The 20,247-nt window shown below is 66.3% G+C and carries 18 protein-coding genes; 12 read left to right on the top strand and 6 right to left on the bottom strand.

Annotated features, from left to right (window positions below; translation table 11 throughout):
* Window positions 1-217 precede the first annotated feature (217 nt).
* Window positions 218-1,003, bottom strand: a complete 786-nt coding sequence (tcdA, locus tag QE393_RS02560; RefSeq protein ID WP_310041973.1) for a tRNA cyclic N6-threonylcarbamoyladenosine(37) synthase TcdA — start codon at window positions 1,001-1,003, stop codon at window positions 218-220.
* Window positions 1,004-1,088: 85 nt separating this feature from the next.
* On the opposite strand from tcdA, the gene dapE reads away from it, so the two are divergent.
* From dapE to QE393_RS02545, 3 genes are read left to right on the top strand one after another with little or no spacing between them, the layout of a single operon-like run.
* Window positions 1,089-2,231, top strand: coding sequence for a succinyl-diaminopimelate desuccinylase (gene dapE / locus QE393_RS02555; protein ID WP_310041971.1), 1,143 nt, complete (start codon window positions 1,089-1,091; stop codon window positions 2,229-2,231).
* Window positions 2,228-3,040, top strand: coding sequence for a putative RNA methyltransferase (locus QE393_RS02550; RefSeq protein ID WP_310041969.1), 813 nt, complete (start codon window positions 2,228-2,230; stop codon window positions 3,038-3,040). Before dapE ends, QE393_RS02550 begins: the two co-directional genes overlap by 4 nt.
* Before the next feature lie 5 nt (window positions 3,041-3,045).
* On the top strand, window positions 3,046-3,429 hold the full coding sequence (locus QE393_RS02545; protein ID WP_310041967.1) for a hypothetical protein: 384 nt from the start codon (window positions 3,046-3,048) through the stop codon (window positions 3,427-3,429).
* A gap of 41 nt (window positions 3,430-3,470) precedes the next feature.
* Here QE393_RS02545 and QE393_RS02540 read toward each other — a convergent pair whose 3' ends face one another.
* Window positions 3,471-3,683 (bottom strand): cold-shock protein, encoded by a 213-nt coding sequence (locus QE393_RS02540; RefSeq protein ID WP_133862934.1) that lies wholly within the window; start codon window positions 3,681-3,683, stop codon window positions 3,471-3,473.
* 370 nt (window positions 3,684-4,053) lie between these two features.
* Here QE393_RS02540 and plsB point away from each other — a divergent pair, with 370 nt between their 5' ends.
* Both plsB and QE393_RS02530 read left to right on the top strand, forming a co-directional pair.
* Window positions 4,054-6,564 (top strand): glycerol-3-phosphate 1-O-acyltransferase PlsB, encoded by a 2,511-nt coding sequence (gene plsB / locus QE393_RS02535; RefSeq protein WP_310041964.1) that lies wholly within the window; start codon window positions 4,054-4,056, stop codon window positions 6,562-6,564.
* Between the two features lie 49 nt (window positions 6,565-6,613).
* Window positions 6,614-7,096 carry a YbaY family lipoprotein gene (locus QE393_RS02530; RefSeq protein ID WP_310041962.1) on the top strand — a complete coding sequence of 161 codons (483 nt, stop codon included), beginning with the start codon at window positions 6,614-6,616 and terminating at the stop codon, window positions 7,094-7,096.
* 107 nt (window positions 7,097-7,203) lie between these two features.
* Here QE393_RS02530 and ung read toward each other — a convergent pair whose 3' ends face one another.
* The 4 genes from ung to QE393_RS02510 form a co-directional block, all read right to left on the bottom strand.
* Window positions 7,204-7,899, bottom strand: coding sequence for a uracil-DNA glycosylase (gene ung, locus QE393_RS02525; RefSeq protein ID WP_145153341.1), 696 nt, complete (start codon window positions 7,897-7,899; stop codon window positions 7,204-7,206).
* A 64-nt stretch (window positions 7,900-7,963) separates the two neighbouring features.
* Window positions 7,964-8,263 (bottom strand): hypothetical protein, encoded by a 300-nt coding sequence (locus tag QE393_RS02520; RefSeq protein ID WP_007163043.1) that lies wholly within the window; start codon window positions 8,261-8,263, stop codon window positions 7,964-7,966.
* A gap of 85 nt (window positions 8,264-8,348) precedes the next feature.
* Window positions 8,349-8,801: an NUDIX hydrolase gene (locus tag QE393_RS02515; protein WP_310041959.1), complete on the bottom strand. Its 453-nt coding sequence runs from the start codon at window positions 8,799-8,801 to the stop codon at window positions 8,349-8,351.
* A 51-nt stretch (window positions 8,802-8,852) separates the two neighbouring features.
* Window positions 8,853-9,974, bottom strand: coding sequence for a glycerophosphodiester phosphodiesterase (locus QE393_RS02510; RefSeq protein WP_310041957.1), 1,122 nt, complete (start codon window positions 9,972-9,974; stop codon window positions 8,853-8,855).
* Window positions 9,975-10,117: 143 nt separating this feature from the next.
* On the opposite strand from QE393_RS02510, the gene QE393_RS02505 reads away from it, so the two are divergent.
* From QE393_RS02505 to QE393_RS02475, 7 genes are all read left to right on the top strand, one after another.
* Window positions 10,118-10,333: a cysteine-rich CWC family protein gene (locus tag QE393_RS02505; RefSeq protein ID WP_310041956.1), complete on the top strand. Its 216-nt coding sequence runs from the start codon at window positions 10,118-10,120 to the stop codon at window positions 10,331-10,333.
* Window positions 10,333-11,037: a pseudouridine synthase gene (locus QE393_RS02500; protein WP_310041955.1), complete on the top strand. Its 705-nt coding sequence runs from the start codon at window positions 10,333-10,335 to the stop codon at window positions 11,035-11,037. The genes QE393_RS02505 and QE393_RS02500 overlap by 1 nt, the downstream gene beginning before the upstream one ends.
* 61 nt (window positions 11,038-11,098) lie before the next feature.
* The gene (locus tag QE393_RS02495; protein WP_310041952.1) at window positions 11,099-12,070 is read left to right on the top strand and encodes an aldo/keto reductase; all 972 of its coding nucleotides are present in this window, start codon (window positions 11,099-11,101) and stop codon (window positions 12,068-12,070) included.
* Window positions 12,071-12,275: 205 nt separating this feature from the next.
* Window positions 12,276-13,196 carry a 23S rRNA (adenine(1618)-N(6))-methyltransferase RlmF gene (gene rlmF, locus QE393_RS02490; protein ID WP_405046273.1) on the top strand — a complete coding sequence of 307 codons (921 nt, stop codon included), beginning with the start codon at window positions 12,276-12,278 and terminating at the stop codon, window positions 13,194-13,196.
* Window positions 13,197-13,689: 493 nt separating this feature from the next.
* Window positions 13,690-15,333, top strand: coding sequence for a malate dehydrogenase (quinone) (gene mqo / locus QE393_RS02485; RefSeq protein ID WP_310041948.1), 1,644 nt, complete (start codon window positions 13,690-13,692; stop codon window positions 15,331-15,333).
* A gap of 271 nt (window positions 15,334-15,604) precedes the next feature.
* A complete protein-coding gene (locus QE393_RS02480) occupies window positions 15,605-18,244 on the top strand; it encodes an MGH1-like glycoside hydrolase domain-containing protein (protein WP_310041947.1) in 2,640 nt (879 codons plus the stop codon).
* Between the two features lie 121 nt (window positions 18,245-18,365).
* Entirely contained in the window at window positions 18,366-19,760 is a 1,395-nt protein-coding gene (locus QE393_RS02475; protein ID WP_310041946.1) for a diguanylate cyclase, read from the top strand.
* Window positions 19,761-20,247 lie beyond the last annotated feature (487 nt).

Raw genomic sequence — 20,247 nt, 5'->3', positions numbered from 1 at the left:
CGATACCCGTAGCGTGGAAAACCGCGGCAGCGTTTTCCACTGGCGCCCCGGCATCCGCCCGCGTGGACAAGGCTGCGCCGTTGTCCACCCTACCTAGCCAAGTCCCTCTTCAGGACGTAGGTTGGGTTGAGACAGCTTTATCGCCGAAGCCCAACATGGCGGGCTCGACCTGGTCACCGTTGGGCTTCGCTGCGCTCAACCCAACCTGCGAAAAGCGCTATGCCTTCGGCTTCTGGATCAACTTGTCCACGGCGCGGGCCGCGGCGACCATGCCGAAGGTGGCGGTGACCATCATCACCGCGCCGAAGCCACCGGCGCAGTCCAGGCGGACGCCTTCGCCGACGAAACTCTTCTGCTGGCAGACGCTGCCGTCCGGCTTGGGATAGCGCAGCTGCTCGGTGGAAAAGACGCAGGGCACGCTGTAGTGGCGACTGGGATTGCGCGAGAAGCCGTAGTCGCGGCGCAGCAGCGAGCGCACCCGCGAGGCCAGGGGGTCGTTGTAGGCGCGATTGAGGTCCACCACCTGGATCTGGGTGGGATCGATCTGACCGCCGGCGCCGCCGGTGGTGACGATGGCGATCTTGCGCCTCTTGCACCAGGCGATCAGCGCCGCCTTGGAGGCCACGCTGTCGATGCAGTCCAGCACCAGGTCGAGTTCTTCGGTGATGTAGTCGGCCATGGTCTCGCGGGTGACGAAGTCCGCCACCGCCTTGACCACGCAGGCCGGATTGATGGTCTGGATGCGCTCGGCCATCACCGTGACCTTGGGTCGCCCCACCTGCCCTTCCAGCGCATGTACCTGGCGATTGGTGTTGCTGACGCAGACGTCGTCCAGATCGAACAGACTGATGCGACCGACACCGCTGCGCGCCAGGGCCTCGGCGGCCCAGGAACCCACCCCGCCGATGCCGACCACGGCGACGTGACTGGCGGCCAGGCGCTCGACGGCCTCCTGCCCATAGAGCCGGGCGATCCCGCCGAAGCGTTGTTCATCGAACGTCATGAAGGCTTTCCACAAAAGCCACAGTATAGGTTTTCCTTTACCATACCGCTCCCCCCTGAACCCTAGCTGCCTCCCGGGACCCGCCATGACCACCGCCCTCACCCCCACCCTGGAACTCGCCTGCGACCTGATCGGCCGGGCTTCGGTCACGCCGCTGGACGAAGGCTGCCAGGCCCTGATGATGCAGCGCCTGGAGCGCCTGGGCTTCGCCCTCGAACCTCTGCGCATCGAAGAGGTGGACAACTTCTGGGCGCGCCGTGGCGGCGAGGGTCCGGTGCTGTGCTTCGCCGGTCATACCGACGTGGTGCCCACCGGCCCGCTGGAGGCCTGGCAGCAGGCCCCCTTCAATGCCCACGTGGATGCCGACGGCATGCTGCGCGGTCGGGGCGCCGCCGACATGAAGGGCAGCCTGGCAAGCATGATCATCGCCGTGGAGCGCTTCGTCGCCGACCATCCCGACCACCGTGGCGCCATCGCCTTCCTGATTACCAGCGACGAGGAAGGCCCGGCCCTGCACGGCACTCGCGCCGTGGTGGAGCGCCTGCGCGCGCGCGGCGAGCGCCTGGACTGGTGCATCGTCGGCGAACCCTCCAGCACCCGGTTGCTGGGGGACGTGGTCAAGAACGGTCGCCGTGGCTCGCTCAACGGCCGCCTGACCGTGCGCGGCAAGCAGGGTCATGTGGCCTATCCGCACCTCGCACGCAATCCCATCCACCTGGCGGCCCAGGCCCTGGCGGATCTCGCCGCCGAGCAGTGGGACGATGGCAACGCCTTCTTCCCGCCCACCAGCTTCCAGATCTCCAACCTCAATTCCGGCACTGGTGCCGGCAATGTGGTGCCAGGCGAACTGCAGGCGCTGTTCAACTTCCGTTTCTCCACCGAATCCACCGTGGAAGGCCTGCAGGCCCGCGTAGAGGCCATTCTTGATCGCCACGGCCTGGACTGGCACATCGACTGGTCGCTGTCCGGCCTGCCCTTCCTCACCGAGCCGGGCGACCTGCTCGACGCCGTCTCGGCCAGCGTGGAAGCGGTCACCGGCTATCGCCCCGAAGCCTCCACCAGTGGCGGCACCTCGGATGGTCGCTTCATCGCCACCCTGGGCGCCCAGGTGGTGGAACTGGGTCCGGTCAACGCCACCATTCACCAGGTGGACGAGCACGTCCTGGCCAGCGACCTGGATCTGCTGACCGAGGTGTACTACGGCACCCTGGTACGGTTGCTGGCATGAAGCTGATCTGTCCGCTCTGCCAGGCCCCGCTGGCCGAACTCGAGGGTGGCGTCGGTTGCGCCGCCGGCCATCGTTTCGACCGTGCCCGCCAGGGCTATCTGAATCTCCTGCCGGTGCAACACAAGAAGAGCCTGGACCCGGGCGACAACGCCGCCATGGTCGAGGCACGCCGACGTTTTCTCGATGCCGGTCACTATGCGCCCCTGGCCGAGCGCCTGGCGCACCTGGCCGCCGAACGCGCGCCCCAGCGCTGGATCGACGTGGGCTGTGGCGAAGGCTTCTATACCGCGCGCCTGGCCCAGGCCCTGCCCGCAGCCGACGGCTATGCCCTGGACATTTCCCGCGAGGCGGTGCGCCGCGCCTGCCGGCGTACCCCGGCCCTGACCTGGCTGGTGGCGAGCATGGCGCGCCTGCCGCTGCCAGACGCCAGTTGCCAGTTGCTGGCCAGCGTCTTCAGCCCCATCGACTGGAGCGAAGCCCAGCGCGTGCTGGCACCCGGCGGCGGCATACTGCGCCTGGGGCCGGCCAGCGCCCACTTGCTGGAGCTGCGCCAGCGGCTCTATGACGAGGTGCGCGACTATGCCGAGGACAAGCACCTGCAGGATCTGCCACCGGGCCTGGAACTGGCCCACAGCGAGGGGCTCGAATTCGTGCTGCCGCTGGCCGAGCGCCAGACCCGCGAAGACCTGCTGGCCATGACGCCCCACGGCTGGCGCGTCAACGCCGAGCGCCGCGAGCGGGTCCTGGCCGAGCCCTTCGAGGTGCGGGTGGCAGTACGTTACGATTGGATCATCAAATCCGGAGCCTAAGCCCCATGCGCCAGCCCGATATCGAAATCTACCTCAAGGACGTCGATCAGGACGCCGTCTCGGCCTGGCTCGAACAGGTGTTCGCCATGCCCTGCGCCTGGCAGGCGCGCGGACAGACCTTCAAATGCACCCTGCGCTATGGCGGCGAGTCGATTCCGGTGACCTGGCTGCCGAAGGCGGTCGCCAAGTGGCACAGCCTGCTGCTGGAAAGCGATGTGTCGCCCTGGGTGGATGACCTGGCCTGCGCCCGCGATGCCTACGCAGCCCTGCAGGTACAGGTGCGCTGCGCCCCGAGCGGCTGGAGCGAGGAAGAAGAGGAAGAAGCCGCCGATCGCTGGCTGAAGGTGACGGACGCGGGCGTCGAAGAGATCGTCTGGCGCACCGAGTGAACTGAAGGCGCGAGGAGCCTTGCGCTCCTCGCGCCACGGATCTAGACCTGGGCGACGTCTTCGGCCTGGAGGCCCTTCTGGCCCTCGATCACCGAAAATTCCACCTGCTGGCCTTCGTTCAGGGAACGATGACCTTCGCCGCGGATAGCGCGGTAGTGAACGAACACGTCGGCACCGCCCTCGCGTTGGATGAATCCATATCCCTTGGCGTCATTGAACCACTTGACGGTCCCGGTTTCGCGTTGCTCACCCATCACATCTCTCCGAAGCTTTCTGGATTTCCTATCCCCGCTCGCCACAAGCTGGGCGCTCGGGTTGCCTTGTTGTATCGGTACAGATCGAGCATCGAACCGGTTGCCGGGTTGGCGTCGCGGTCCGACCAGCGGCAGGAAGCTGCCGACGTCTTATAAAGCATGGCTTCCCTGGCAAAAGCAACGTTCTTTACGCAAAGTGCCATCACGGCTGGAAGCCGCGCCAACGCCGGGTTTTCGACGATTTGAGCGGCATTTTTTCGACAGCGGGGACAAGCCGCCGACTGCCGGGTCGAAGAGAGAACGACACGGGCGGTTTTACGCCCGCCAGGCCATCCGGCACACTGCCGCCTCGTCAATCCGGTAGCCCTCCATGACCCGTTCGCCGCTGCGCCTGCTGGCCTTCTCGCTGCTCAAGCGTCTGCTCTATCTCTGGGTCCGCTCCGAGACCACCCAGGCGGCCAGCCTGCTCAGCCGCATCGATCCCGCCAAGCCGGTGCTCTATGTCCTGCCCGAGGCCTCGTTGAGCGATCTGGCGGTGCTCGACCGGGAATGCCGCAAGGCCGGCCTGCCGCGACCGCTACGCCCGCTGGTGCTGGGGAGCAAGACCGAACCGCTGGCCTACTTCAACGCCACCGGCAAGGCGAATTGGCGCGGGCGCCCCGCCCGGCGCTCGGTACCTCCTACCCTGCGCCGGGTGGTGGCCACGGTGACCGAGCAGCAGCTGGAAGACGTCCAGCTGGTACCGGTCAGCGTCTTCTGGGGTCAGTCGCCGGATCGCGAGACCAGTCCCTGGAAACTGCTCTGGGCGGACAACTGGGTGGTGACCGGACGGCTGCGCAAGCTGGCGCGCATCCTGGTGCTGGGCCGGCTGACCCGGGTGCAATTCTCCAAGCCGCTGTCGCTGGGCGAACTGGCCAGCCAGCGTCCCGACCCGCAACGCCTGGAGCGCCTGGTGATGCGGCGGCTGCGCATCCACTTCCGCAACGTACGCCAGGCGGTGATCGGCCCGGACCTGTCGCACCGCCGTACCCTGCTGCGCGGCCTGCTCCGCGCGCCCCAGGTGCGGGCGACCATCGCCCACGAGATCGCCCAGCGCAAGGCTACCCCCGGGCGCATCGAAGACGAGGCGGCGCACTATGCGCGCGAGATCGCCTCGGACTTCTCCTATCCGGTGGTGCGCTGCCTGGACGTCGGCCTGCGCTGGTTCTGGAACAGCATCTACGACGGCGTCACGGTCAGCCACATCGAGCGGATCCAGGAGATGGCGCCCGGTCATACGGTGGTCTACGTCCCCTGCCACCGCAGCCACATCGACTACCTGCTGCTGTCGTACCTGCTGTTCCAGAACGGCCTGACCCCGCCGCACATCGCCGCCGGCATCAACCTGGACATGCCGGTGGTGGGCAATATCCTGCGCCGCGGCGGGGCCTTCTTCATGAGGCGCAGCTTCAAGGGCAACGCCCTCTATGCGGCGGTGTTCAACGAATACCTGCACAGCCTGTTCAGCCGCGGCTTCTCCACCGAGTACTTCGTCGAGGGCGGTCGCTCGCGCACCGGACGGACCCTGCAGCCGCGCACCGGCATGCTGGCCATGACCTTGCGCAGCTTCCTCCGCGATTCGCGGCGCCCTATCGTCTTCGTACCGGTGTACATCGGCTACGAGAAGGTCTTCGAGGGGCGCACCTACCTGGGCGAGTTGCGCGGCGCGGCCAAGAAGAAGGAATCCATCTTCGACCTGGTCAAGGTCTTTGGCGCCCTGCGCCAGCGCTTCGGTCGGGTCTGGGTCAACTTCGGCGAGCCCATCCCGCTGCAGGGCTTCCTCGATGCCCGCCGCCCGGGCTGGCGCGACGAACCCCTCGACGAAGACCTGAAGCCCGTCTGGTTCAATTCGGTCACCCACGAACTGGGCGAGCGGGTGGTACGCCGCATCAATGCCGCGGCGGCCGTCACCCCGGTCAACCTGGTGGCCCTGGCGCTGCTCTCGACCCATCGTCAGGCCCTCGACGAAGGCGCCCTGGTACGCGCCATCGACCTCTATCTGGATCTGCTGAAGCGGGTGCCCTACTCCACCAGCGTCACCCTGCCCGAGGGCGACGGCCAGGCGATCATCGAAGAGGTGCGCGCCCTGGGTTTCCTCTCCGAGCAGCAGGACGCCCTGGGGCGCATCCTCTACCTGGACGAGCAGAACGCGGTGCTGATGACCTACTATCGCAACAACGTCCTGCACCTCTTCGCCATCCCGGCGCTGATCGCCAGCTTCTTCCAGAACACCGGGCGCATGACCCGCGAGCTGATCCATAGATTCGCCCTGGCGCTCTATCCCTATCTGCAGGCCGAATTGTTCATCCACTGGGAGCGCGAGGAGCTGCCCCTGGTGCTGGACGGCTGGCTGGAAGCCATGGTGGAGCGCGGCCTGCTGCGTATCGAGGACGACGTCTTCGTGCGTGCGGCGCCCAGCTCGCGGCAATTCGTCCGCCTCACCCTGCTGGCGCGGGCCATCCTGCAGACCCTGCAGCGCTACTACATGACCACCGCGCTGATCCTCAACCACGGCCAGAACAGCCTGACCGCGCCGCAGCTGGAAGAACTCTGCACCGTGATGGCCCAGCGGCTGTCGGTGCTGCATGGCCTCAATGCGCCGGAATTCTTCGACAAGTCGCTGTTCCGCCACTTCATCCAGACGCTGCTGGCCGAGGGTGTGCTGCGCAAGGCCGACGATGGCACCCTGGGCCATCACGAATTGCTGGGCGAACTGGCCGAAGGCGCCGGCAAGCGGGTGCTGCCGGCGGAGATCCGCCTGTCGATCCGTCAGGTGGCGCTGGACCGCCCCGATGCGCCCGACCTGCCGGATCCCGAATCCCCTGCGGTCGCCGGCAACTAAGCTGGCGTCCATGGGTCACAGCAGTCGATTTCAGTCCCAGGATCTACCCATGAAGAGAATCGCCACCCTGCTCGCCACCTCGCTGCTGCTCAGCGCCTGTAGCGGGCTGCGCCCCGGCCCCGCGACGCCACCGCCGCCCGCCGGCCAGCCGCTGCCGCCCGCCGAGCAGCCGCAGACCACCACTCCTGGCGTGCCGGCCCAGCCGAGCATGACCAGCCTCAGCGGCCAGGCCACCTTTACCGCCAACGAGCCGGTGCCGCCCACCGCCAAGCTCACCGTCAGCCTCTACAGCGCCAGTGCCGGCGACACCCCTGCCGGTCGCCTGGCCCAGCGCACCCTGTTCGTCAAGCAGCCCGGCCAGGTACCCTTCCGCCTCGACTACGCCCCGGCCAAGGTCAAGAGCGGCGAGCGCTACCTGCTCAGCGGCCGCATCCTGCTCGGCGGTCGCCCGCTGTACCTGACCCAGGAGCCGGTGACCGTGGATCTGAGCGGTGGTGGCGAAGTGGAGTTGCCGCTGCAGCCGGTGCGCTGAGGGCCGAAAGGCCGCGGGGTGGCGTGCTAGTTGGGTGAACAATCCGCCTGCCGCACTCACTTCCTAGACAACCAGGCGTCTATTTCAGCTGAGGACCAGGGCTCCTCCTACGCCAGCGGCGGCAGCGCCCAGTCGATGGGGGTGAGGCCGGCGTTGCGCAGGAATTCGTTGGTGCGGCCGAAGTGGCCGTTGCCGATGAAGCCGCGGTGGGCCGACAGCGGCGAGGGATGCGCCGACTTGAGGATCAGGTGCTTCTGGGGATCGATGAGCGTCTGCTTGCTCTGGGCATGGCTGCCCCAGAGCAGGAACACCAGATTCTCCCGCTCGGCGCTGACCACCTCGATGATGCGATCGGTGAATCTCTGCCAGCCGGCCTTGGCGTGGGAACCGGCGTTGGCCTGTTCCACGGTCAGCGAGGTATTGAGTAGCAGCACGCCCTGCTCCGCCCAGTGCTGCAGGTAGCCGTGGTTGGGAATGGGCAGGTTCAGATCGCGCTTGAGCTCCTTGAAGATGTTTTGCAGTGACGGTGGCGCCGGCACCCCAGGCTGCACCGAGAAGCTCAGCCCGTGGGCCTGGCCCGGACCGTGATAGGGATCCTGGCCGAGGATGACCACCCTGACCTGATCCAGAGGGGTGGTATTGAGGGCGTTGAAGATCAGCGGACCGGGCGGATAGATGACTTTGCCCGCCGCCTTCTCGCGCCTGAGGAATTCGCTCAGCTGGCGCATGTAGGGCTGCTCGAATTCGTCGCGCAGCGCGGCTTTCCATTGGGGGTCGAGCTTGATGCGATCGTCGTCCACGATTCGAGGCTTCCTGGTCAAGACAAGGGCAGCACCCTAGAAAAGCCGGCTGCCCCTGTCAAACCCGCTACCAGCGCGGACCGTAGCGCGGGCCCCAGCCGGGCGGACCATAACCCGGACGCGGCCCCCAGCCCGGCGGTCCCCAACCGGGACCCGGACCCCAGTGAGGCGGTGGTGGCGGCGCCGGCCGATAGTAGTAGCCATAGCCATAGGGCCGCACGATGACCGCGGGCGGCGGATAGGCCGGCGTGCCGTAGAAGACCGCCGCGGGCGGTGCCGGACGGCTGTAATAGCGCGGGGACGTGTCGTAGACGGTGCAGCCGGTAAAGGTCAGGGCACAGAGCGACGCCAAGAGGAAATGGCGCATGGGGGAGATCTCCAGAACGGCCCGGATGGGCCTGGAGAAAGCTTAAGCCCTGGCCAGGCGCCGCGCCCGGTTATCGCGCGTTCATTCAGCCGGGATTAAGAGACGCCGGTCGGCTCTCCTCCCGCTCGCCCAGGTAGTCCTGCAGCCGCGCCTGCAGATGGGGCACGCCCTGGGGATGGGCGAGAAAGTCGGCGATGCCCATCAGCTGCCAGTGCTGGCCTTCGTCACCGAAGCGGATGGCGGCGATCTCGCCAGGATGCAACTGCCCGGCGAACAGCCAGCTTGGGAGATAGCCGGGTTGGCGCGGCGGATAGCAACGTCCCCAGGTCAGCCGCGCCTCGTCCAGCACCAGGCCGAATTCTTCCTCCAGCTCGCGCAGGGCGCAGCGCTCGGGCGTCTCGCCGTCTTCGCGACCACCGCCGGGCAGGTCCCAGAGGGCCGGCCAGGGGATGTCGGGCTTGTCGTCGCGCTGATAGACCAGGATCTGCTCAGCGCAGAGCAGCGCCAGCTTGGCACCGTTGAAGGCATGGCGGGACATGAGGAGGCCTCCGTTGGCGACGGGGAGACCGGCAGGCCTCCCCGCCTGGACTCAATAACCCAGCTGCTTGAGCAGGGCCGCGGGCGCCTGCTTGGCCGGACGCTCATAGAACTTCAGCAATTCGGCGGCGCGATTGCTGAAGAAGCCATCCACGCCACGCGGCGCGAGACGCGCGTAGTCCACCGCCGAGTCCACCGTATAGGCATGCACCAGCAGACCCCGCTCGTGGGCGACGTCGTTCATCCAGGGCTTCACCAGGTCCGCATAGCTCTGGTCGCCACCCTCCTCCAGGGCCGCCGAGGGGCCGATGCCGATGGCGCCATGGGCCTTGGCCCACTCGATCCAGGCGGTGAAATCGCCTTCGGAGCGCACCTGCTGCTTGGCGTAGTAGGCCGCCTTGCTGGCCTCGCCCGACTCGGCGTAGCTCGGCCCGGGCTTGGCCGGGATGTAGTCGTCGCCCAGCCACAGCAGCAGGATCTTCGGCGTCTTCGGCATCTCCTTCTGCAACAGCTCCAGGCTGCTCTTCTCGAAGGTCTGCAGGATCACCCGCCCGGGCATGGCGGCGACGCCGGTGGCGCCCGGTTTGGGCTTACCGAGCCAGCCGCGCTGGGTCAGCTTGGCCTTGAGGTCGCGCTCGATGCCCGGAAACAGCTTGGGTTGCTTGGTCTCGATGTAGAGACCCGGCTTGTTGCGACCGCCTTCGGCGATGTCGATGACCTCGTCGAGGGTAAGGATTCTGAGTCCGGCGAATTTCGGCCGGGCGCGGTCGGGATGGGCCTGGTTGAACCAGCTGCCGGCGTCCAGCGACTTGAGTTCGGCCAGGGTGAACTGGCTGACCGGGGCCTTGGCGCGGTCGGGGAAGCGCTTGGCGACGTCGGTGGTCCGTTCCAGGGTGTCGTCGTGCAGGGCGATGAGCTGGCCGTCCCTGGTGCGCTGCAGGTCGAGCTCCAGGTAGTCGGCGCCCAGTTCCCGCGCCACCAGATAGGCCGGCGCGGTGGATTCGGGGGCATCGAAGGAGGCGCCGCGATGGGCGATCACCGCCGGCCAGGGAATGCCGGCCTGCCGGGCCAGGGTCTGGCCGATATCGGCTTCGGTGGCCAGGGCCAGCTGGCTGACCAGCAGGGTGCCGGGAATGAGGGTACGGATCAGGGTGCGCAGAGCAGTTATTGTCATGGGTTCCTCGGGTGGTCCGACGATCGGAGCTAGGATGCAGCTTGCACCCCGGATGCGACAGTACGCAGACCCCCAGCGTAGCGGACGTTACCCAGGTCGCAATTCCCGGTACTCTGCCGCCCGCTTCGCCCGACGAGATCACCATGGCCGCATCGCCCACACCCTTCGATCCCACCCGCTGCCCGCTGTGCGGCCAGGCCAACAGCTGCGTCCTGGCCGCCGGTGGCGAACTCCTCGACTGCTGGTGCCTGCAGACGCCGATCGATCCCGCCGTACTGGACCGCCTGCCCGCGGAAGAGCGTGATCGACGCTGCCTCTGCCCGGCCTGCGCGGCGGGCACCGCCGGCGAATCTCGCTGATGCGCCTGGACCGCTGGCTGGGCAACCGACCCGAGCTGGGCCGCCAACTGGGGCGGCGTCTGCTCGCCGAGGGTCGGGTAAGGGTCAATGGCACCACCACCCGGCGGGCCGAGCAGGAGGTGTTCGCCTTCGATCGCATCGAGGCCGACGAGCGCCTGCTGCAGGACGGTCCCGGCGGCCGCTACCTGATGCTGCACAAGCCGCGCGGCTGCGTGAGCGCCACCGTCGATGCCCGCCATGCCACGGTGCTGGACTGCCTCGCGCCGGATCAGCGCGCCGATCTGCACCTGGCCGGGCGGCTGGACTTCAACACCACCGGCCTGCTGCTGCTCACCAACGATGGCCAGTGGTCGCGCGGCCTCAGTCATCCGCGTCACAAGCAGACCAAGCGCTACCGGGTCACCACCGCCGAGGCTATTCCGCCGCAGCTGGTGGCCACCTTCGCCGAGGGACTCTACTTCGCTTATGAGGACCTGGTCACCCAACCCGCACGACTGGAGCCACTGGATGACCACAACGCCTTCCTGACCCTGGTCGAAGGCCGCTATCACCAGGTCAAGCGCATGTTCGGCCGCTTCGGCATCGAGGTTGTCGCCCTGCATCGCGACCGCATCGGCGAGCTGGCGCTGGATTCCGCCCTGGCCGAGGGTGCCTATCGCCCGCTCACCCGCGCCGAGGTAGCCCTGCTACGTCCGGCGGACTAGGGGAACAGGAGTTCGGGGACAGCGGTCGGGATGCAGACACGCCCCCCCCTGGAGACTTCCCATGCGTATCGACATCCCCTCCCTCGGCTTTGGCGGCGCCCCGCTGGGCAACATGTTCCGCGAGGTAGGCGACGCCGACGCCCGGGCGACTCTCGAAGCCGCCTGGGACGCGGGCATCCGCCTCTATGACACCTCGCCCCACTATGGCGCCGGGCTGTCGGAGCGGCGTTTCGCCGAGGTGCTGGCCGACAAGCCGCGCGACGATTTCGTCCTCTGCAGCAAGGTCGGCCGCCTGCTGGAACCGGCCGATCAGCCGGAAAATGCGCCGCCGTTCGTCAACGAATTGCCCTTCAAGCGGGTGCTCGACTATTCCGCCGACGGCGCCCGCCGCTCCATCGAGGCCAGTCTGGAACGCCTCAAGACCGACCGCCTCGATCTGGTCTGGATCCACGATCTGTCCGAGGACCAGCACGGCCCGGCCTGGCGTGACTACTTCGCCCAGGCCATGCAGGGTGCGGCCAAGGCCCTCACCGAGATGCGCGAGGAAGGGCTGATCCTGGGCTGGGGCCTGGGCGTCAACCTGGTGGAACCCTGCCACCTGGCGCTGGAGCAGAGCGATCCCGATGCCTTCCTGCTGGCCGGTCGCTATTCCCTGCTGGATCATCGCGAAGCCCTGGACACGCTCTTCCCGGAATGTGCACGCCGCGGCGTGGGCATCGTGGTGGGTGGGCCCTACAACTCCGGCCTGCTGGCGGGTGGCAAGCATTACAACTACGCCGAAGCCGAGCCGGCACTGCGCCGCAAGGTCGAGCTGATCGAGGGCGTCTGCCAGGATCACGGGGTGGACATCCGCGCCGCGGCCCTGCAGTTCTGCCTGGCCCATCCCACGGTGGCCGCCACCATTCCCGGCAGCAGCACGCCGGAGCGGGCCCGGCAGAACGCCGAACTGCTGCGGGCGCCTATCCCCGCCGACTTCTGGCGCAACCTGCGCGAGATCGGCGTGCTGCCGGAAGACGCCCCAACGCCCGCGTGAGCCGTATAGCCTGTTTAAGGTCTGCTGCGCGTCGGGCAAACGGCGTTGAAAATGCCTTCGGAATGCTCATTTACCGACTGTAAACTTCGCTTCCTTAGGCATTTTCGCCTTGTTTGTACCTAGCTCGCGAGACTTAGAACAGGCTCTAAAAGGGCGGCTGTGCTAGGCTCGCCGCCCCTTTTCCACCCTGCCTGCCTTCATGACCTTGCCCCGCCGCCCCCTCCCTGGCCGCCCCGCGCCCCTGCATCCACGCAATCGCCACCAGGGCAGCTACGACTTTCCCGCCCTGATGCGCATGAGCCCGGCGCTCAGGCCGTTCGTGGCGCCGACGCCGCGGGGCAATCTGTCCATCGACTTCACCGATCCCCAGGCCGTCCGCGCACTCAATCGCGCGCTACTGGCACTGCACCATGGCGTGCGCGAGTGGGACATCCCCGCTGATTTCCTTTGCCCACCGATTCCTGGCCGGGCGGATTACCTGCATCACCTGGCCGACCTGCTGGCCGAGGGCAATGGCGGCCGGATTCCCCGTGGCGCGACGACGCTCTTGCTGGACGTGGGTACGGGCGCCAATGGCGTCTATCCGCTGATTGGCTTCAAGGAGTATGGCTGGCATTTCGTTGGCAGCGACATCGCCCCGGCGGCGCTGGCCGCCTTCGGACGTACCCTGGCGGCCAATGCGGATTGCGCCGCCGCCATCGAGTTGCGCCGCCAGCCGGATCCCCAGGCCATCTTCGCCGGCATCCTGCAGCCCGGTGAGCGCTACGCCGCCACCCTGTGCAACCCGCCCTTCCACGCCAGCCCCGACGATGCCGTGCGCGGCAGCCGGCGCAAGTGGAAGAATCTGGGCAAGACCACTGGCAAGCAGGTACCCCTGCTCAACTTCGGCGGCCAGGCGGCTGAACTCTGGTGCCCCGGGGGCGAGGCAGCCTTTATCGACCGGATGATCCGCGAGAGTCGGGCCTTCGCCAGGCAGGTCGGCTGGTTCACCTGCCTGGTGTCCAAGGCCAGCAATCTGCCGCCGTTGCAGGCGGCGCTACGCCGCGAACAGGTCATTGAAAGTCGCGTCGTAGCCATGGCCCAGGGCCAGAAGCAGAGTCGCTTTCTCGCCTGGCGCTTCGCCTGATCTATCGTCCCGCTACCTGCGCGCCCCTGCGAACGACGACCCTCCAGCGGCTTTCTGCCCGCTTTCGTCGGTGCCGCCGGCGGCTTGCGGAAAGCCGCCCAGGCCGCTCCGCTTCGTCTGGAGCGGCAGCTGGCGGGACTTTAACCGCCGTCACAGCAGATTAGACTAAAGGCTAATAGGCAAAGCCAATGAATTACGGGCTAGGCAGCCCTACCCCTTCCCTTTAAAATGTCCGGCAACAATTACGCCACGCGCACGCAGCCGCGCCCGGGACCTCTGTCGCCGGTCAGCCGCTGCCAAGGCCGCGCCTTGCGTTTTTGCTCCGACTCCTCCGGTGACTCATGAGAGAGGGGCGGTGGAGGGAAAAGAACCTGCCCTTGCGTGTTTCCGGCTGCATTCTGCCTTGCCCACTGCACATCCCCCCATGTGCCATGGTGCCGCACCGCACCGAAACTCGATAAGCAGACCCAGCTTCTATCGAACGAGAGATCACATGCTGAAGAAAATGACTGGCGCGCTGCTCGGCGTCGCCATCGCCTCCGCCCTGGGCACCGCACAGGCCGAAGACACCAAGAAGGTCGACGTCCTGCTGATCGGCGGCGGCATCATGAGCTCCACCCTGGGCATCTGGCTGAACGAGCTGGAGCCGAACTGGACCATGGAAATGGTCGAGCGCCTGGACAAGGTCGCCGACGAGAGCTCCAACGGCTGGAACAATGCCGGTACCGGCCACTCCGCCCTGGCCGAGCTGAACTACACCCCGGAAGACAAGGACGGCAAGGTCACCATCGCCAAGGCCATCGAGATCAACGAAGCCTTCCAGATCTCCCGTCAATTCTGGTCCTGGCAGGTCAAGAACGGTGTCCTCAAGGACCCGAAGAGCTTCATCAACAGCACCCCGCACATGAGCTTCGTCTGGGGTGACGAGAACATCGCCTTCCTGAAGAAGCGCTACGAGGCGCTCAAGGCCAGCCCGCTGTTCTCCGGCATGCAGTTCTCCGAGGATCCCGCGCAGATCAAGCAATGGGTTCCGCTGATGATGGAAGGTCGCGATCCCAAGCAGAAGGTCGCCGCCACCTGGAGTCCGCTGGGCACCGACGTCAACTTCGGCGAGATCACCCGCCAGTTCGCCGCCAACCTGCAGTCCAAGCCGAACTTCAAGCTGAACCTGTCCAGCGAAGTCGAGAACATCACCCGCAATGCCGACGGCAGCTGGCGCGTGGAGTACAAGAATTTCAAGGACGGCAAGAAGACCGAGACCGACGCCAAGTTCGTCTTCATCGGCGCCGGTGGCGGTGCGCTGCACCTGCTGCAGAAGTCGGGCATCCCCGAAGCCAACGACTACGCCGGCTTCCCGGTGGGGGGTTCCTTCCTGGTCACCGACAATCCCGAGATCGCCCAGCAGCACCTGGCCAAGGCCTATGGCAAGGCCTCGGTGGGCGCACCGCCGATGTCGGTACCGCACCTGGACACCCGCATGCTCGACGGCAAGCGCGTGATCCTGTTCGGGCCCTTTGCCACCTTCTCCACCAAGTTCCTCAAGCAGGGTTCCTACCTGGACCTGCTGACCAGCACCAACACCCACAACGCCTGGCCGATGGTCCGCGTGGGCGTGGCCGAGTACCCGCTGGTGGAATACCTCGCCGGCCAGCTGATGCTGTCGGATGACGACCGCATGGCCGCCCTGCGCGAGTACTTCCCCAACGCCAAGAAGGAAGACTGGCGCCTGTGGCAGGCCGGTCAGCGCGTGCAGATCATCAAGCGCGACGCCGACAAGGGTGGCGTGCTGAAGCTGGGCACCGAGATCGTCGCGGCCAAGGACGGCAGCATCGCCGGCCTGCTGGGCGCTTCCCCGGGTGCCTCGACCGCCGCGCCCATCATGCTGAGCGTGCTGGAGAAGGTGTTCAAGGACAAGGTCGCGACCCCGGAGTGGCAAGCCAAGCTGCACCAGATCGTGCCCAGCTACGGCACCAAGCTGAACAGCGACCCGGCGCGCGTTCAGCAGGAGTGGAACTACACCGCCGAAGTCCTGCAACTGGCCACCCCGCCGGTCGCCACCGGCACCGGCACCGAGAACGCCAAGGCCACCGCCAGCGCCCCGCGCGCCGAAAAGGCCGCCAACGACATGGCGCTGTAGATCGCTGCCAGGCCCGCTGCGCGAGCGGCGGGCTCTCCGCGATGACCAGAAGGCCCCACCCCGACCCGGCGTGGGGCTTTTTTTCGTCCGCCGCCTGCCCGAGATAGAGCCTTTGCATCCGCCCAGACCCTGTGACGAAAACCGCAACGGCGTGAATTTTTTCCGGTCAGACAGGCACTAAAAACTGCAGCGATACGCCAAGGCAGGTCGTTGCACGCCACAATGGTGATCTATCCTCGAGCCTTAACCGTTACCTGAATCTGGAGACACGATGACGGCACATCCCGCCCCGGGCATCCTGCATACCCGAGAAGGCCAGCGCCTGGCTGATACCGATGTTGCCGCCTGGCGGCAGTGGGGGCCCTACCTGAGCGAGCGCCAGTGGGCCACGGTCCGTGAAGACTACAGCGCCGATGGCGACGCCTGGCGCTACTTCCCCCATGACCATGCGCGCAGCCGCGCCTATCGCTGGGGCGAAGACGGCCTCGCCGGTTTCTGCGACAAGGCTCAGCAATGGTGCCTGGGCATCGCCCTGTGGAACGAACGCGATCCCTTCCTCAAGGAACGGCTGTTCGGCCTGACCAACGCCGAGGGCAACCATGGCGAGGACGTCAAGGAGCTGTACTTCTACCTGGACGGGGTGCCGAGCCATGCCTACCAGAAGATGCTCTACAAGTATCCCCACGCCGCCTTTCCCTATGCCCAGCTCACCGAGGAAAACGCCCGGCGTGGCCTGGAGGACCGCGAATACGAGATCCTCGATACCGGCGTCTTCGCCGAGGATCGCTATTTCGACGTCACCGTCGAATACGCCAAGCACACCCCCGACGACATCCTCATGCGGGTCACCGTGGAAAATCGCGGGACCGAGCGCGCCAGCCTGCGGGTGCTGCCGCAGATCTGGTCTCGCAACACCTGGGCCTGGACCGGTACCCCGCCGCGCTCCATGCTCAGCCTGGAAGGCGACCAGGTTCGCGCCAGCTATTTCGACCGGCCCGACCTGGTGGTCAGCGCCTGGGGCCCGCGCGAGGCCGAGTGGCTGTTCTGCAACAACGAAACCAACCTGCCCTGCCTCACCGGCGAGCCCGCCGAAGGGCCCTTCAAGGACGGCATCAACGACTACGTGGTGCGCGGCGCCCGCGAGGCGATCCGCCGCGATTTCGGCAGCAAGGCAGCCGCCCATTTCGCCGTGGCATTGGAGGGTGGCGCCAAGACCGTGGTCTACCTGCGCCTGGCGCCCACCAATGCGCTGGCGGTGGATGTCGATACGATCTTTGCCGAGCGCATCGCCGAGGCCGATGCCTTCTATGCCGCCCTGCAGGAAAAGATCGCCGATCCCGATGCGCGTCTGGTGCAGCGTCAGGCCCTGGCCGGCCTGCTCTGGTCCAAGCAGCTCTATTATTTCGAGGTCAATCGCTGGCTCGATGGCGATCCGGCCCAGCCAGCGCCGCCGGCCCAGCGCCAGCGCATCCGCAACGGCCACTGGCGCCACCTGCTCAATTTCGACATCGTGTCCATGCCGGACAAATGGGAGTACCCCTGGTACGCCTCCTGGGACCTGGCCTTCCAGGCGGTGGCCTACGCCCTGATCGATCCCGGTTTCGCCAAGCAGCAGCTGCTGCTGCTGGTGAAGGACAGATTCATGCACCCCAATGGCCAGCTGCCGGCCTACGAGTGGAATTTCGAGGACGCCAATCCGCCGGTGCACGCCTGGGCCACCTGGCACGTCTACCTGCAGGAAAAGTCCCTCACCGGGGTCGGCGACCGGGTCTTTCTCGAACGCGTCTTCCACAAGCTGCTGCTGAATTTCTCCTGGTGGATCAACCGCAAGGACACCGAGGGTCGCAACATCTTCCAGGGCGGTTTCCTCGGCCTGGACAACATCGCCCTCTTCGACCGCTCGGCCCCCCTGCCGGAGGGCTATCACCTGGACCAGGCCGACGGCACCGCCTGGATGGCCGCCTATGCCCTGGACCTGATGCGCATCGCCCTGGAGCTGGCCAAGGAAAATCCGGTGTACGTCGACCTGGGGGTGAAATTCTTCGAGCACTTCCTGCACATCGCCGGCGCCATCAACCACAGCGATGATCGCGAAGACGGGCTCTGGGACGAACAGGACGAATTCTTCTACGACGTCCTGCACAAGCCGGATGGCAGCGCCGAGCCGTTGCGCCTGAGGTCCATCGTCGGCCTCATCCCGCTGTTCGCGGTGCAGGTCCTGGAACAGCGCGAGCACGAGGGCCTCCCCGGCCTCGGCGGACGGCTGCGCGGCTTCCTGCGCCAGCGGCCGGATCTCGCCCGACTGGTCTCGCGCTGGACCGAACCCGGCCAGGGCAATAGATTCCTGCTCTCGCTGCTGCGCGGCCACCGCACCAAGCTGCTGCTCAAGCGCATGCTGGATGACAACGAATTCCTCTCCGAATACGGCATCCGCTCGCTGTCCAAGGCCCATGAACAGCAGCCCTTCGAGATGCGCCAGGCCGATGGCAATCTGCTCAGTGCCCGCTACCAGCCGGCGGAATCGGATTCGCGGCTCTATGGCGGCAACTCCAACTGGCGCGGGCCGCTGTGGATGCCGATCAACTACATGCTCATCGAGTCGTTGCACGAGTTCCACCGTTACTACGCTGACAGCTTCTCGGTGGAATACCCCAGCGGCTCCGGCTACCTGGCCAATCTGGAAGAGGTCGCCGACGGCCTCAGCCAGCGCCTGACGCGGCTGTTCCTCAAGGACGCCGACGGCAAACGCCCGAGCATGGTCGACTATCCGCAACTGCAGAACGATCCGCGCAGTCGCGACCTGGTGCTGTTCCACGAGTATTTCCACGGCGAAAACGGCCGCGGACTCGGGGCCTCCCACCAGACCGGCTGGAGCGCCCTGGTGGCGCTGCTGCTGCAACCCCGGCGCTAGTCCGCTAATGCCCAGGTGCCGGTAGCGACCGGTGCCTGGGCGAACTGCGGCAAGGCTACAATTTTCCTCTGTCGCCCTGGATACTATGCTCTAGCCAGAGACCCCGCCTTCGCGAGCCCGCATGACTCACCCCGATGACGCCCAGCGTCTCCACGCCCTGAGCGAGCTGCAGATTCTCGATAGCGGTGTCGAAGCCGCCTACGAGGACATCGTCGCCCTGGCCTGCCAACTGACCCGGGCGCCGGTGGCCTTCATCACCCTGGCCGATCGGCAACGTCTCTGGTTCAAGGCCTGCCAGGGCATGACGGTAGCCGAGGTGCCGGTCGACGCCTCGCTCTGCCACCTGGCGATCCGCACCCCTCGCCAGCCTTTTCTGGTGGAGGATCTGCAGAGGGACCCGCGTGTCTCACACCTCAGGTCGGCACCCGGGCTGGAGCGGATGCGCGCCTACCTGGGCATTCCCCTGCTCGACCGACACGGGGTCGCCCTTGGCACCCTCTGCGTGATGGACGACCGGGTCCGGCATTTCGAGCCGGCTCAGGTCGACAACCTGCAACGGCTGGCCCGGCAGGTCATCATCCTGCTGCAACAGCGCGAGACCCTGCGCCAGCTGGAAGAGCTGGACATCAATTTTTCCGCCTTCATGAACAACGGGCCCTTCATCGCCTACATCAAGGACCGCGACTGGCGCTACCGCTATGTCAACGAGCCCTTTCTGCAGCAGCTGGAACTGACCCGTGACGAGGTCCTCGGCCAGGACGACTTCACCATCTGGCCAGAGGCGGCGCCACGTTTTCGCCAGGTCGACGAGCAGGTGATGAACGAACTCAAGCCGAGCCGACTCGTCGAGCGCATGACGGCTCAGGACGGCCGACGCCTCTTCTGGCAGTCCTACAAGTTTCCCCTGGTCACCCGGCAGGGCATCGCCCTGGCGGGGCTGTCGGTGGACGTCACCGAGCATATCGAGCAACAGCACATGCTGGAGGCCTCGCAGCGTCAGCTGCTGGACATGATGCAGGCCGCCGAGCAACGCAGCGTCACCGATGCCCTGACCGGCCTGTTCAACAGGCGTGCCTTCGACCTGCGCCTGACGGAGCATCTGCGTCGCGCCGAGGACCAGGGCACGCCGTTGTCCATGCTGCTGATCGACGTCGATCACTTCAAGGCCTACAACGACGCCTTTGGCCACCAGGCCGGTGATACCGCCTTGCAGACGGTCAGCCAGTTGCTGCTACAAAGCTGTCGCGACAATGACGCCTGCTTTCGCTACGGCGGCGAGGAATTCGCCATCCTGCTGTCAGGTGCCGATCTCAGCGCTGCCCATCTGGTTGCCGAGCGTTGTCGGGCTGCCGTCGCCAACCATGCTTGGTCACGGCGCGCGGTAACCCTGAGCGTTGGTATCGCTACCTACAGGGCCGGGATGGATGCCTACACCCTCACCGAAGGCGCCGACCGGGCGCTCTATGCGGCCAAGGGCGCCGGTCGCAACCGCGTCGCCGCGGAACCCGGACCTTAATCGCCTGCCAGGCTGGCATGACGCCCAAAACAAAAAACCCGCCGAAGCGGGTTCTTTGTTGCGACCATCCCAACATCCTGTCAGGCGCCATCCTGGCCTGGTCTTCATCCGTGACCTCAGAGCTGCGCATCCTGCGCCGCTGATAGGTGTAGATTACGCAGCCCCCCGAGTTGGCGACATGGCCAGGTGACACCAGGGCATGTAAGCCTTTTGCCATACCCAACACAATCGCTCGCTGCCCTTGAATCACGCCCAACAAAAAACCCGCCGAAGCGGGTTGTTTGTTGCGACCATCCCAACATCCTGTCAGGCGCCATCCTGGCCTGGTCTTCATCCGTGACCTCAGAGCTGCGCATCCTGCGCCGCTGATAGGTGTAGATTACGCAGCCCCCCGAGTTGGCGACATGGCCAGGTGACACCAGGGCATGTAAGCCTTTTGCCATACCCAACACAATCGCTCGCTGCCCTTGAATCGCGCCCAACAAAA

The sequence above is a fragment of the Pseudomonas sp. SORGH_AS_0211 genome (genome assembly GCF_031453455.1).
GTDB lineage: Bacteria > Pseudomonadota > Gammaproteobacteria > Pseudomonadales > Pseudomonadaceae > Chryseomonas > Chryseomonas aestiva.
This window is presented reverse-complemented; position numbering and strand designations above follow the sequence as displayed.